11 protein-coding genes are annotated in these 14369 nt (G+C 67.0%); 7 read left to right on the forward strand and 4 right to left on the reverse strand.

The window, feature by feature from the left end; translation table 11 throughout:
- Nucleotides 1–2: 2 nt before the first annotated feature.
- From ADL25_RS24545 to ADL25_RS24555, 3 genes are all read right to left on the reverse strand, one after another.
- Nucleotides 3–1289, reverse strand: a complete 1287-nt coding sequence (locus tag ADL25_RS24545) for a restriction endonuclease subunit S (RefSeq protein WP_324614063.1) — start codon at nt 1287–1289, stop codon at nt 3–5.
- Nucleotides 1286–3295: a type I restriction-modification system subunit M gene (locus ADL25_RS24550; protein ID WP_059129973.1), complete on the reverse strand. Its 2010-nt coding sequence runs from the start codon at nt 3293–3295 to the stop codon at nt 1286–1288. Before ADL25_RS24550 ends, ADL25_RS24545 begins: the two co-directional genes overlap by 4 nt.
- 90 nt (nt 3296–3385) lie before the next feature.
- Nucleotides 3386–5539 (reverse strand): N-6 DNA methylase, encoded by a 2154-nt coding sequence (locus ADL25_RS24555; protein WP_234381028.1) that lies wholly within the window; start codon nt 5537–5539, stop codon nt 3386–3388.
- Between the two features lie 207 nt (nt 5540–5746).
- On the opposite strand from ADL25_RS24555, the gene ADL25_RS24560 reads away from it, so the two are divergent.
- The 4 genes from ADL25_RS24560 to ADL25_RS24575 all read left to right on the forward strand — a co-directional run bounded on the left by ADL25_RS24560 (nt 5747) and on the right by ADL25_RS24575 (nt 8881).
- A complete protein-coding gene (locus ADL25_RS24560) occupies nt 5747–6076 on the forward strand; it encodes a hypothetical protein (RefSeq protein WP_059129974.1) in 330 nt (109 codons plus the stop codon).
- 88 nt (nt 6077–6164) lie between these two features.
- Nucleotides 6165–7448, forward strand: coding sequence for a DNA sulfur modification protein DndB (locus ADL25_RS24565; protein ID WP_059129975.1), 1284 nt, complete (start codon nt 6165–6167; stop codon nt 7446–7448).
- Between the two features lie 226 nt (nt 7449–7674).
- Nucleotides 7675–8244, forward strand: a complete 570-nt coding sequence (locus tag ADL25_RS24570) for a ribonuclease HI (protein ID WP_059129976.1) — start codon at nt 7675–7677, stop codon at nt 8242–8244.
- Nucleotides 8245–8308: 64 nt separating this feature from the next.
- Complete coding sequence (locus ADL25_RS24575; protein ID WP_059129977.1) at nt 8309–8881, forward strand: hypothetical protein; 573 nt, start codon at nt 8309–8311, stop codon at nt 8879–8881.
- 39 nt (nt 8882–8920) lie between these two features.
- On the opposite strand, the gene ADL25_RS49115 is transcribed toward ADL25_RS24575, so the two are convergent.
- On the reverse strand, nt 8921–9064 hold the full coding sequence (locus tag ADL25_RS49115) for a hypothetical protein (RefSeq protein ID WP_159044997.1): 144 nt from the start codon (nt 9062–9064) through the stop codon (nt 8921–8923).
- A 28-nt stretch (nt 9065–9092) separates the two neighbouring features.
- Between ADL25_RS49115 and ADL25_RS24580 the strand changes: the two genes are divergently transcribed.
- The 3 genes from ADL25_RS24580 (at nt 9093) to ADL25_RS24590 (ending at nt 13031) form a co-directional block, all read left to right on the forward strand.
- Nucleotides 9093–9527 carry a hypothetical protein gene (locus tag ADL25_RS24580; protein WP_159044998.1) on the forward strand — a complete coding sequence of 145 codons (435 nt, stop codon included), beginning with the start codon at nt 9093–9095 and terminating at the stop codon, nt 9525–9527.
- Between the two features lie 339 nt (nt 9528–9866).
- The gene (locus ADL25_RS24585; protein WP_159044999.1) at nt 9867–10331 is read left to right on the forward strand and encodes a hypothetical protein; all 465 of its coding nucleotides are present in this window, start codon (nt 9867–9869) and stop codon (nt 10329–10331) included.
- A 1392-nt stretch (nt 10332–11723) separates the two neighbouring features.
- The gene (locus tag ADL25_RS24590; RefSeq protein WP_059129980.1) at nt 11724–13031 is read left to right on the forward strand and encodes a hypothetical protein; all 1308 of its coding nucleotides are present in this window, start codon (nt 11724–11726) and stop codon (nt 13029–13031) included.
- The last annotated feature ends 1338 nt before the right edge of the window (nt 13032–14369 follow it).

A 14369-nucleotide genomic window follows, 5' to 3' on the forward strand; every position in this document is an offset into this window, starting at 1 on the left:
GGCTACGCGCTCACTCCGTCCGTTACAGTGCGTCCACTGGCAGTGGAGACGTCGAACTGGCCGGTTACTGCGGCGGCGATTAGGGCCTGGCGGCGCTCGGCAAGCACCCGCCGCTGGGCTTCGAGGACCCGGGTGAGCTCTCTTTGGTGCCGACGAATTGTTGAGGTGATGAGCAAGAGCTCGTCTCGGCCCCGCTCATCGACCGGCCACGACAACCTGAAGTTGGAAAGGTCCTCCATACCCAACGTCGGCTGCGCGGTGTCCGATCCGGTTACGTCCGATGCCTGTCGCAGAAAAGAGGGCGTGGTCAGCCATGTGGCAAGGAGCTCAGGTGAGACTCCTTGGCGTGTCCGCAAGGATGCTACGGCCCGAGCCACATTCGCCCCAGCTAGCTGGGGAGGCACAACCGCGGACCGCCCCATCGTCCCGACGACGCTGAGCAGAACGTCCCCGGGCCGCGTTACCGTCCGCGCGTATTGGGATGAAAGTTCATCCGGGATCTTTGCCAGCGAGTCGGCCCTACCAGCCAGGTCCAGAAGATCATTGACCCGGATGAATCGCACGCCCGAATCACTGAACTGAGGGACCAGAACACCATACCGAGGCTTCACCGCCAAGAGATGCTTCAGCCTAGTGGGCTCATATGCGACATTCTCGAAAGCGTTGTCGAGTGCGAGTCCGAGTCGTTCTTCGAGGAGTTTCGCCTGGCGGCTGCGCAGGTGAGTCAACCTGTCGATGCGGGCGGTCTCGGCGTCGAGGAAATCGGCGATGCGGCGCTGCTCCTCCAGTGGAGGCAGCGGAATTCGGATGGACTCGAGATCTGGCATGTAGATCGTGAGGTGAGTCGATCCATAGGCCAACTTCCGCCACTCCTGCTTCATGGCCCTGAGGACGAGAAGCAGATAGCGTGGATCGAGATCCGGTCCGGCGTGCCACGTCACGAACGCCTGAGTGGTGGCCATGGGCCGACCGATTCGGACGCTGTAACCCACCGAGGCCGTTCGAGACAGCATGACCGTATCAGTGGGGTGCAGCACGGCAGCGCTGTTGGCCATGCCGAGTTCACTAATTTGCTGCTCTGTCTCCATCAGAGGAGCCAGAGAGTCAGCTCGACGCGTGACATCTGGGGTCGTAACCCACGGGATAGTGCAGCTTTCCCAGTACTCCGTCTTATTCCGGTCGGGAGTGTGCCCCGTACCCATCTTTGCAACGAAGTTGAGAGGAACAACCTTCCAACTGCTTGGGATGACAGGTGTCCATCCGAGCGACGTAGCTTGCATACCGCTCATTCCGTCACCTCACCCAGGAGCGCCTGAATCTCCGCCTCCAGCGACTTCAGCTCCGCGTCGATCTCCGCCAGCGGCCTCGGCGGCTTATACACGTAGAAGTGCCGCGTGAACGGGATCTCGTAGCCGATCTTCGTCTTTGTGTGGTCGATCCACGCGTCCGCCACGTGTGGCAGCACCTCGCGCTTGAGGTAGTCCTCGACGTCCTCGCCCAGCGGAACGTTCTCATAGCCCCGCAGGTCCGTGTCCGGCTCCGGTGCACCCTTGACCTTCTGGACCTCGCCCTCCGGGTCCCGGACACCGATCGTCTCCCGTGCCGCCTTCGCGAACGGTGCTCCCGACGGCCAGGTCAGGCCGGCCGCGACCACCGCATCCTTGAGCGCGACGAACGCCTGGGACTTCGTCGTCCACGTCGAGCCGAGCAACGTACGCACCGCCGCGACGAACTCCTCGCTCCGCTCCAGCTTCGCCACCGGCTTGGCCTCCGCCAGCGCCGCCAACGTCGCCTCCGTCACCTCGAAGCGCAGCTTCAGCGGGCGTTCGACGGTGATGCGCTGGTAGCCGAAGTCCTCATTGGCGAAGACCTTGACCTTGCCGTGCAGCGGGTGCTCGGGGTCCTCGGCGACCTGGAGGGCCTCCGCGTACAGCCGGGTGATGTCGCCGATGTGGTCGGGGCGGCCGTTCGTCCCGTCGCCGAGCTCCTTGCGCTTGTCGCCGAGCGACTTGCGCATCTTCTGCCACTGGTCGCGCGCGTCGAGCAGGACGACCCTGCCCTTGTGGTCGGCGTCCTTGCGGTTGGTGAGGATCCAGAAGTACGTGGAGATGCCAGTGTTGTAGAAGAGCTGGTCCGGGAGGGCGACGATCGCCTCCAGCCAGTCGTTCTCCAGGATCCAGCGACGGATGTTGGACTCGCCGGACTCGGCCGCGCCCGTGAACAGCGGGGAGCCGTTGAAGACGATGGCAATGCGGGAGCCGCCCCCGCCGTTCACATCCACCGGCTTCATCTTCGAGATCATGTGCTGGAGGAAGAGCAGCGAGCCGTCGTTGATGCGCGGCAGGCCCGCGCCGAAGCGGCTGGCGTCGCCGAGCGACTTGTTCTCGTACTCGACCTCCTCCTTGACCTTCTTCCACTCCACACCGAACGGCGGGTTGGCGAGGATGTAGTCGAACTTCCGGCGGGCGTGGCCGTCGTCGGAGAAGGAGTTGCCGAAGGCGATGTTGTCCGGGTCCTGGCCCTTGATCATGAGGTCAGACCTGCAGATCGCCCAGGACTCGGGGTTGAGTTCCTGCCCGTACACCTCGACCGTCGCGTCCGGGTTGAGGGCCTTGATTCGGTCGTCGGCCGCGCTGAGCATCCCGCCCGTGCCGCAGGCCGGGTCCATGACCGTACGCACGATACCCGGAAGGCTGAGGGCATCCGCGTCGGGCGCCACCAGCAGGTTGACCATCAGCTTGATGACCTCGCGCGGCGTGAAGTGCTCACCCGCAGTCTCGTTCGACTGCTCGGCGAAGCGGCGGATCAGCTCTTCGAAGATGTAGCCCATGTTGTGGTTGGGCACGACATCGGGGTGCAGGTCGAGGTCGGTGAACTTGCCGATGACCTGGTAGAGCAGGTTCGCGCCGTCGAGCTTCCTGACCTGCTGGTTGAACTCGTACTTGTCGAGGACCTCGCGGGCGTTGTCGGAGAAGGCGCCGACGTAAATCTGCAGGTTCTTCGCCGCGTTCTGAGGGTCGGCCGCGATCTTCCGCAGCGTGAGCTCGCTCTTGTTGTAGAAGGCATGGCCCGAGGCCTTCCGCAGGAAGCGGTCGGTGTCGATGTCCTGGCCGGCGAACCGGGCCACCGTCTCGACGACCTTGTCCCGTGTGGGCTCCAGGACGCACTCCAGGCGCCGCAGCACGGTGAAAGGCAGGATCACCTTGCCGTAGTCGTGCTGCCGGTAGTCGCCGCGCAGAAGGTCGGCGACGGACCAGGCGTGGTTCGCCAACTCCGTGTGCTTGCTGCTGTTCAAGGTTCCCCGAGTTCCTTCCGAGCCGTCCCGCCAGACGAGGGGGCGGGTACGGCCGAGTGTGATGGATAAGTGAAGAAGTGCGCCAGTGCGTCAGGCCGATGCAGTTTCGGGTGGGAGCAGCACCCCCGCCGTCAGGCCCGTGGTCAGGAGGTCCGCGTACTCGTGGGCCAGTTCGGTGGCCTGGCGGGCCGCGGTGTGTAGTTCGTAGACACGGCGGAAGGCCTCGCCGTAGCGGCGCTGCTCCTGCAGAGGCACCAGCGGTACGCGCAGCCGGCCGGGTTGGAGGTGGATGGTGGTGCTGCCGGTGGATGCCCCGGTGATGTTGTCGTGCGCGCCGACGAATCCCGCAAGGAACCAGGGGTCCAATCGTGTCGGGTCGGGACGCAGAAGGTACAGGTCATGACCGAGTAGCACGCCGACGTCCTGCTCGTCGGCCAGTCTGGCCATGCTTCCGCCGTCCCCTGTGAACACGCGTACCAGAATGTCCCCTTCGGCGATGACCGGTGACGCCTTCAAGGGCATGCTGTCCAGGAATGTGCCGGAGGCGGGTACACCGTCCGCGATGTCGGTGCCGTAGAGGACCGGCCGTCCGGCGTTCTCGGCCCTCCATTGCGCGCCCTCGGTCTTCTCCCGGGTTTCGGTCGCTGCCCGCAGGATCTCCAGGGCGCCGCCGCGGGCGAGGTCGGAGAGGGTGGCCGTGCGCCACTGCCGTGGGGAGTCGCCGGTGGGCTGCCACGTGCCCTGAGCGGCCTCGGCGAGGAGGTCGGCGTGCTCGGTCAGCTGCTTGCGGTGGTCTTCGGTTTGCCGTGCCACCTGGGCTGGGTCGATGTCGGCGGGCAGGGCGCGGACCTGGCGGGCCGGGGTGAGGTCGACGACCTCGTCGAGGAGGTCCAATACGGAAACGGCGCGGGCGACGCCGGGCTCGTCTGAGAAGGACTCTGGGCTGGAGCGGAAGGCCGTCCAGTGGTCCAGCACGGTGTCGGTCAACTCGTCCCAGTCGAGGGCGTCGCGGCGTCGGGGCGTTCCAAGCGAGCCCAGCGTGCTTTCGGCCCGGTTGCGTGGCCTTTCCTGTTGCCGCTCGGCGCCGGCGTCCACGAACAGCACCGAGGCGCGGTCGGGGCCGTTCGGCTCGGGGGTCTGGAGGATCCACAGCTGGAGCCCGATGTGCAGGGGCGTGGCCGTGCCTGGCGGCAGGGCTGCGACGGCGCGCAGGGCGCCGCTGCGTACCAGTTCGGCGCGCACGCGGCGGCCCGAGGCGCGGGCGGCGGTGGCGGGGGGTAGCAGCAGCACCGCGTACCCGCCGGGGTGCAGGTGGGCCAGGGCGTGCTGGGTCCAGGCGAGTTCGGATTCCATGCGTGGTGGGACGCCGTAGGCCCAGCGGGGGTCGTAGGCCAACTCGTCGTGGCCCCAGTCGCGGTCGCCGTAGGGCGGGTTGCACAGCACCGCGTCGACTGGAGGCTGCGGGAAGGCGTCGTGGCGCAGGCTGTCGCCGGCCTGCACGGACACCGCCGCGTCGGGTGTGGCCAGCAGCAGGCGTACCGCGCTGCGTTGGGCCTGGACCGGAAGGGCGTCCTGGCCGTACAGCTCGCGGGCGCCGTGGCGTGCGGCGGCGGCCAGCAGGGTGCCGCTGCCGCACGCCGGGTCCAGGACTCGGGCCGTGTCCGCAGGAAGCAGGCGGGCCATGAGGTCGGCCAGGCGGTTGGGGGTTTGGTAGGTGCCGGTCGAGGCGCTGTCGTCCAGCTCCCGCTCTGCGAGCACATCGAGGGCGGCCTGGGCGCTCTCCTCTCGCACACAGTGGATCAGCGCCCGCACGATGCCAGCGTCAGCTGCCGTGAAGGGGGCGGCCTCGGTCTGCGGAACTGTGTCGGCGAGATCGGCGACGGCGGCGTCCGCCCGTGCGGCGAGGTCGGCATCCGGCAGGTCGGCCAGCGCGGTCAGCTCCTCCGGTGTGCGGCGGGAGGTGGCAAGGACGAGAGGGAGCAGCGGTACGGCTGAGCCAGCACCCGTGGGACGCAGTCGCAGCAGGGTGCGTAGCTCCTCGGCGGGGGCGGCGGCGGCGGTCTGGCCGCGGGAGCTCAGCCATGCGCGCACGGTTTCCAGGTCGTAGAGCGGGCTGGTCTCGGTGCCGCCGGCTGGTGCTGGGAAGTCCTCGTGCCGGCGGCGCCAGTTGCTGACGGTGGCGCGCGTGACCCCCGCGATGCGGGAGATCTCCGCGGCTGTCACCTGGGCTGACGGCTGGGGCATGACGTGTTCTTACCTCTCGTCGGGGACAGCGCCTACTCTACACCAGCGATTAAGTTCGTGAACACGTTTGACAGTGCTTTCACCATGATGCTTATCTGTAGACGCTTCCGGCGGGCAGTGTCGGCGGAAGCGCCCCCGGGGCCGTTTCTCGGCCACTTCGGCCTGCCCCAGGACAGCAAACGAAGCCTCACGAGTGGAGAAACCTGCTTGACCGAGACGGGGGAGCCCGAACTGACCGTGTACCACCGCCACCTGGCACAGGTGCCGAAACGCGACGCCGGGGAGAACTTCCGGGCCCTGCTGATCCAGGCCCGGCACATCACCGGCACGTCCTACGAGACCACCCTCTACGACCACCAGCAGGCATTCCGCCTCCTGTGGCGCCACCTGGAAGGCATCGGCTACCTACGCCGCGCCCACCGCGATGCCCGCGCCCGCCTCACCTCCGGTCACGCCGCGCCCGAAGAACGCGCCGACCTGGAGCTGTTCCTCACCGTCTACGGCCAGGTCCACCCGCCGAACGTCGCAGGCGCCTGACCTGCATGCCCCACCCGGTGGACGTCACGCGCTGCCCGCCCTGTCTCCGTGCCCTCCGAGGGCTACCTGCTCGGAAAGGAAGTCATCCATGACCATCACTGTCGACTCGTCGCGCCTCTCCCTGGTGCGTGAGGAGTCCACTTACCTGGCGATCCGCACCAGCCAGGGCGGCCGGACCGTCTACACAACGCGTATCCCGCTCTCCGACCTCTCGGTCATCCTCACCATCCCCGACCCGGCCAAGCCGGACCCTGACAACCGAAAGGTGGACATCACCCACGCCAAGGGCTTCGGCCAGTACCTTGCCGACAACCCCGGCTGGGTGGCTCCGGCGCTCCTCATCCGCGACACCGGCGGCTGTCGCTTCGAGCCGATCAGCGAAGACGGCTCGGTCGGCTACCTCACCGTCCCGTGGTCCATCGGCGGCATCGGACGCCTGATCACGATCGACGGCCAGCACCGCATCCTCGGCGTTCACCTGGAGAAGAAGCGCATTACTGACGAGGTCTCCCGCATCGACCGGGAGATCCACCGTGCCAACGAGGCCAAGAAGGCGAAGCTGGAGCAGGACCGTGAGGTTCTGATCGGCCGGATGCAGCGGCTCAAGGACGAGTTTGTCGGCATCGATATCTACGTGGAGCCCGACGGAGTCAAGGGTCAGCAGATGTTCGTTGACGTCGCGGACAACGCCAAGGGCATCTCCGGTGCCGTCCGGGCCCGATTCGACACCTCGCGCATCGCCAACCGGACGCTCAGCGACATCGTCACCCACCCCCTCTTCCTGGGCAAGATCGACATCGAGCGGGACCGGATGACGCTGGCCAACCGCAACCTGATGGGCGCCAAGCACGTCGCCGACATCACGCGGGCTGTCATCGCCGGCCCCGGTGGCCGCGTCAGCAAAAAGGTCGAGTCGCTGACCGACAACGAGGTCATCGAGAGCGTCCGCGGTTTCCTGGACGTCATCTCCATCGCGTTCACCGCGCTCGCCGAGATCACCGAGGAGGACGTGGACAACTACGACCCCGCGCTCTCCGACAAGAAGAAGAACGAGCCGCCGGCGCCCCCTACCAAGGCCATGAGGCTGCGCGAGTCCTCGCTCCTGGGGTCGGTGGGCATGCTCCGCGTCCTGGGCGGCGTCTACCGCAACCTGCGGGAGGCCGGAGCCGAGGACGGCGACATCCAGGAGTTCTTCAAGCGGCTCGACCGGCACATGACTGCCCCGGTCACCGAGGACAGCATCTGGCGTACCACGGACGCGAACGAGGACTTCGAGCCGAACGCCTCCGCCCCGATCATGCGGCAGCAGAACGTCGTGCACCTGACCAAGGTGATCACCGATTGGTACAGGAAGGCCCCGGCTGCCATCTGACCCACCAGCTACGAGCCCGTCCACATCTGGCGGATTTCAGGGGTCATCGCGACACCGTGATGACGCCTGACCCACACGGCCAAGTTCGGCGGGCGCCACGCGCCGCTCGCCCTCTCTCCCGCTGCTCTGTTGCGAAGACAAGGAGGCAACAACAGTCATGGGTCGTCGTTCTCCTCTCGCCCACGCACCCCGCCGCCCCGCCACATCCACTCACCGCCATGTGTGCGTGAACGACAAGGTCAAGGCCGTCGCCGGGCCGATCGTGCTCGCCACGGACGCCTCCGTCGGCCCGGACCGGGTGGCCTCCGGCTACCTCGCCACCACCGGCCACACCGGCCTGCGCGCCCACCTCTACCCGAAGTACCTCGTACGCCCCCGCTCCCGCGTGGTCGTCACCGAACTGCGCGCCGTGTACTGGGGTCTCAAGGCGGTCCTCCACACGCACCCCGGCCAGCCCATCGAGGTCCGCGTGGACAATCTGCAGGCGCTGCGGCACCTGCACAGCTGGCAGCAGGGCGGGACGGACATGCCCGAGGGCTACGACACTCACCTGCGCTCCCAGGGCCGCCGCCCCAGCCTGGTCAAGCTGCAGCTGCTCGCCGAGTACACCCCGCACCTGACCTTCGTCCATGAGAAGGCCCACGCCGGTCACCCCCTCAATGAGGCCGCCGACTCCCTCGCCAAGCTCGGCCTGCGCTGCGCGCGCGGCGCCGTCCCGCGCACCGAACTCCCGCGCCTGGTCCCGCTGTGGGCCTCCGGCGCCCTGGCCGACTACCGGCGCTCCCGGGCCGCCTGACGCACATTCCATCTCCACAAGTCACACGCACCCGCAAGGTGCATCTACATCCCCTGGGGGGACCATGAGCCAGCAGCAGTACCCGCAGCAGCCCCAGCCCGGTTGGGGCGGCCCGCAGCAGCAGGGCTACGGCACTTTGCCGTTCCAGCCGCAGCCGCCGAAGAAGTCGAAGGCAGGGAAGATCGTCGGCTTCGGCTGCCTCGGCGTCGTCGCCCTCTTCGTTCTGATCGGCATCGCCGCCGCGGCCGGCGGCGGAAACGGCGACTCCACCGACACCGGCGCCAAGGACAAGGCCGTCGCCGTCGGCCGCACGCCGGAGTCCGACAAGGCCGAGGCGACGCCCACGCAGAAGACGAAGACGCAGGCGGAGCAGTTCAAGGCCTGCGTCGCCAAGTCCGGTACGGCCACGGAGAAGAAGGCCGTCCAGCACGTGACGAAGGTGACCGGCGCGGATAAGCGGAACGACATCCTGGACTCGGCTGAGGTCTACACCGACTTCACTGGGGGGCTTATGAGCGACAACCAGGGTGACGCGAAGCTCATCGCCTCTGCGTTCACGTCCTGCTACGAGTCCAAGAACGGGCTCGTCAGCGTCTACGGCCGGGATGGCGACCTCATCGCCAACGCCAACTACTGATCTCTTCGGCCAAGGCCGTGACGGTGGCGCGGTGGCAGCTCATTCTTCAGCGGCAAGTGGATTGACACCGACGTCGGCTGACTGGCTGCCCGTGCGGGTCAGTACGCCTTCGAGTGCGGCGGCGAGGCGATGATCCGCCGCCTCCGCGCCGCCCCCGGCCACGACCTGCTGCGTGGTTTTCACCCTCCGATTCCTTACCTGAAGGACAACCGTGAAACGAGCCAACGTCATTGCCATTGCAGCCTGCGGGTTGACCGCCCTGTCCGTCACCGCGGCCACGGTGGACCACGTCAGTACCCACTCTGCGCTCGCCGCCGCCCGCCGCAAGGCGGCTGCGGCCGACCACCGCGCTCATCAGGCCGAGTCTCGCCCGGCCAAGGTCGTCACCCATACGGTCACCAAGACTGTGGACAAGCCTGTCTTTGGCCGCTCAATACTTCTCGGCGCCTATGCGTCCGGGGTGATATCGGGGGGTGTGTACGCCGACGACGGCAGCATGACCTATACCCCGAGCGACAGCACCTGCTCGCAGGAGTACGCCCAGGTCTCCCAGGAGTCCAACGGCGGTACCGTCGACCGCGACGACTTCATGAAGGCCTGCTTGACCAACGTCAACGACACCGCCAAGGCCGATCCCGCGCCCTGACCGGCGGCGCTCTGCGCCGATCTGCAGGTCATCAACGTGGGCGCGTTGGGCGCCGTTCCTGTCTACGAGGCCGTCGACTCCCTCGCCAGGCTCAGTCTGTGCTGAGTGCGCGGCACCCGGAGTACCGGCACCTTTGCGTAACTTGCCCGGCAGTGGTGAGTCGGTGTCCTGCACGGTCTGGTTCCCTTCGTCGGCTTCGCCACCGTCGCGGCCCCACGGCGCTGGCGCGCTTTCGCCTACGCGGGGGTGATGCGCGGCTGGGATCACAGGCGCATCGGAAATCTCTGCCACCGAAACGAATACGTCCGGCATACGCCGCATACCTGGAGAGGATCGCACGTGACCAGTCGTAAGCTGCTCGCCGCTATAGCCCTGACAGCTTTGCCCTTTGGTACGGCCTGCAGCGCCGCCCCGCATGCCGCTGCTCCGACTCCGTCCACCTCGGCGGCAACCGTCTCCCCGGAGCCGGTGTCGGACCCTGCCACGGAGACCCCGGCGTACGCCGACCCGAGACCCTCCGACTTCACGATGAAACTCACGATCAAGCGGAAGCACTGCTTCGGCTCGGCCGGGTGCAACGTGGACGTCGAACCGGACCTGTCTTACGAGGGCATCTTGCCCATCGACCCGGACAAGACGTACGAGATCACCTACCAGATCAGCGGTGACGAGAGCGGGCCGGTCATCGAGACGATCAGTTTGACCGACGGAACGTCGATGGAGTACTACCCCTCGTCACTGTCCACCGCGGGTTCCGGGACCAAGATCACCGGAAAGGTAACGGACGTGGCAGAGACGAACTGACGCCTCTGCTCCCCGCCGGCACGGGGCGGGTGACCTTCACTTGGACGGTGGTGCGATGCGCCATGACTTGCGGTGCTCGGCGCCGGCCTGCGGGTCAGGCGGCGTGGGCCGCAAACACTACGTGACCCGCAAGTGGCCGGTGCAGTCGACTTCGGGCGCCGGAGAGTTCAGCCCCGGCGTACGGGCAGGTCGTCCGCCAATCTGCTCCGTCGTGTCTGGCGGGGCGGTGGTTACGAAACACACCACCCCATCGCCTCTGAAAGGCCCCTGATGCAGTGGTGGGACCCGATGTCGATCAACAGTCGTTGCAGGACGCTCAGTAGAGTCAGCGATCTATGGGGGTGCTTGTGGGCGGCGGAAGGCCCATCCGCACATGCTTGAAGTGCCGCAGCTCCATCGAAGTCGACCAGGACGGTCGCGTGGTCGCCCATGACAGGCTGCTAAGCCGTCTCCCCTGCCATGCCTCCGGTCAGCTCGCCGCACACGTGTCGGTCGAGTGGGGGCCCGGGCCTCGACGGAGCCAGCAGATTGCGGGCAAGAGACGCGGGCATGATCGGCGCAAGCAGCCCGTATACCTCAAGCCCCCTGAGTGGATCCCGAATTATGAGGGTGAGCACCTGCCGACAATCGGCTTGCCCGCCAATGGGTGGTTCGGTGTCTGGTTTCCGGCTCACACGATGTGGGAGCACGAGCGGAAACTCAGGGACTGGCTCGGAAGTGATCGTTCGTTTCGGTGGAACGGCCACGAGGGGTGTTGGACGGTTGCCAGCGCACACTTCCCCCGCATAAGCCGGGAGCTGCTCCGCAGGTACCCGAGCATCCTCATCGGCCGTGAGTACAACCCGCGTGAAAGGTGCAACTCATCCTGCCAGAACGCCCAGGGCTTTCTGTGTACCTGCTCCTGCCGTGCCAAGTACCACGGCCGGGGGAAATGGCGAAGCGGGTGGCGGACCCTGGGCGAGTTCAGCGGTCGGCGCGCGGGGAGGCCTTGGCACTGGATGGCCGTTGCCGTTGCTAGCTGATCGCCCGGCACCGCGCGCGGAGTAAGCCTGCGCAGGGGCCGAGCCCCCGCGGCCCGCTCCAGCTGGCGGAGCTGAGGGCGACCGCTCGCCGTCGAGGGCCGCTCATGTCGTGCGGTTGCCGTCCTGACGCAGGGCGCACGTCCACACGCTGTTGGGCAAGCGGGCGAGGGCCTACTCGTCGGCTTCTGAGTTTCCCTCGCTTCGCGGCGCCCTTGATTTGGACAACCCAGATCGCCGCAGGTGAGGGACACCCTCCCGCAGCCCGATCGTCACTTCACCGGCGCACGGTGCCCGTAGTTGAATACACAAGGTTCATGCTGTTCTGTCGAACGTCAGCCGCAGGCTGACGATGGAAAACAAGGGGGAGACGATGACTGACGACCGCAAGACGACCGTGCCCGTGTGGACGCTCGCGACCGCTGACGTCCGAGTGCCAGGGTTGACCGCAGGCGAGTCGATGACGGCCGAGCGCCTGACGGAACTGCGCGGAGTGCTGGCCGTCCTGGCCGACGAGCCGATCGTCACCCTTGAGGCACATCCGCTGCCCGCCAAAATCGACCGCGCCAAGGGCCTCTCGCTCGACGCCGCGAGTCCCCTGGCGCAGCACCTGTCACAGTTCATCACGCAATCGACGCGAAGTTCCCTTACGGCGGCCAGAGCGACCGCTTCCGGCGAGATTCTGTACCGCATGGTGGTCCCGGCGAAGGTAGCCGCCCAGTTCGAGCAGGGCCTCGTTTGCTCGATGGCGTCGAAGGCGGCGACCGGCGGCATCCACAGTGCACTCATGAACTCGACGGGCATCGCCGCCAATGCGACGTTCGTGCCGGTCGGTAGAGCGGCGGCAGCGGGCGCGGTCGGTGGAGCCGGTGCGACCGCCGGCGTCGCGGCCGCCGGCGGTACGGTGCTCACCGTGGCCGCTCCGCTCGTGCTCATGGCTGTGGCGGTCGGGGTGAGCGCGCACGCCGACCACAAGCGCCAGCAGGCCATCGAACACATCACGGAACTGCTGGAGCAACTTCAGCAGGACAAGCTCGACGACGAGCACAGCGCACTCAACGGCAGCCGTGCCGCCATCGACAAGGCCACGGCCATCCTGCTCGACGAGGGCAAGCTCGGTGTCTCGCTGGGACTCGACTCGGCGGTGCACACCATCGACACGGCGCTGGGCAAAGCCGACCTCCGCCTCGCCCGATGGCAGAGCGCGCTCGACAACCTGCCCGAGGGTAAGGCCGTCGAACTCGACACGCTGACCAAGTCGTTCCCCGGCGTCGACGACCATGGCGGCACGTTCCGCGCCCACCTCGAACTCGCCTCGCTGGCCATCGCGCTGATGCGGCGGGTCGTCATCCTCCAGGCAGTCGAAAGCGCCCAGAGCGACCCCGGCAATCCGTTCAAGAACTTCACCCGCGCACTCAAGCGCGACCAGCAGCGCCTCGACGAACTGGAGTCGAGCATCGCCGGTGTCCTGGTGCGCCTGTCGGCGCTGGAGCTGGCAGGCCCGAGCGGTTTGCTCCCCGTCATCACGACCGGTGAAGTCGATCGCCTGATGCGTGCGGCACACCGGATTCGCAAGCTGGGCGACGGCGTCGTGGTCAACAGCCGCACGACAGACGTGGCGATTGAGATTGCCCGCAACAAGGACGGCTCGGTGGTCGTGTTCCCTGCGCTGCCCGCGTAGGCGTAGGCGTGCTCGCACTCACTTGGTGAGTGGTGCGGGGACGCAGCCTGACGTGCCTCAACGGAATTGACAGGCTCCGCCGTCCGGCTCCGCCTGGCCCCAGACAGGACCCGTCGGCGAGCTCGTCGGCCAAAGGCGGGCATCCTGCCAGCTCGGCGCCGGGAGTCGAAAACGCCTCCAGCGCACCGACCTTGCGTCGCGAAGAGGCCCAACCCCGCCGGAGTGGGCCTCTGGACGTCTTACCGGCCCTGTCTGGGCGCTGCGCGTCGCACACAGCGATCCAGAACCGTTGCGGATCACTCTCCCCCCGCTGGACGAGACAAACGCGGCACGCTCCGCCAGGCCTGTCTCGCGGATCCAGGACCGCAGCACGACTGTCTTCCCGCTGTCTGCCGGCGCCGATAGCGTGGTGACGCGTGCGGCGGACCTTGCGGAGCGGATGCCTGGGATCTCCTCGTCTACGAGACCTCGAACAAGAGCGGCACCGTCTTCGCGGTGTGTTTCGTGGCGGTCCGGTGGCCGTCGGGACGACTCCGAACCCTCTTCGGCACGACGATGCCTCAGACTGTCAGGTGCGGTCATCGTGCTGATCTCCTTCGGGCTTCGACACCTCGAAGATCAGCCGGTGGCCGTTCATCTATGCGGGCCTCATCCCAACGCCGGAGCAAACCCCCGGATCAGGTCGAACCCGTACACCACTTCCCTGGACGCAACCGGTTGAGAGAATGAAAAGAATCGCCCCCAGCCTTACGGCTGGGGGCTTTTCTTCGTTTTCATGGGGGCCAGACTCACCCAGATGGGTCCGCTGCGTGCCTCCCAGCGTCGCCCTGCCGCCAAAGCGGCTCGTCCCTCTGTATCCATACGGGACTGCAGCTCACGACATGATCGCTTCATGATGCAGCCTCGCCAGGCAGGGGACAGCCAACGCAGGGCGCGCCGCACAGAGCCACGGAGGGCCACGCAGCACGCGTCAACGTCTGGCAGCATCGCCCCAGCCTGCCCGGCCCAGTCCGAACCCCAGGCCATTGATACGCCCACCCTCCAAGCGTGTCACCGAGCGACCCGCCGTGCGAGCGGTGATCGGGTACGGTGGCAAGAGAACGGCCCCGGATACTTACTCGATCCGGGGCCGTTCGTTGTATGAGAGATCCGGCCGCCTAGAAGACTCATGAAGATCTTGGGGTTCTGGCCCCACCGTGTGAGCGGCGGGGCCAGAACCCCAAGATCTTCATGAGTCTTCTAGTGCCGCATCAGGCAACGTTTGCCCTGTTGTGATGTGACGCGCCGTCCGGATGCTGTGTTGGACGGCGCGTGGGCGTCATTCTGTCCGGGTGGCGG

The organism is Streptomyces sp. NRRL F-5122, assembly GCF_001507435.1.
Classification (GTDB): domain Bacteria; phylum Actinomycetota; class Actinomycetes; order Streptomycetales; family Streptomycetaceae; genus Streptomyces; species Streptomyces lannensis.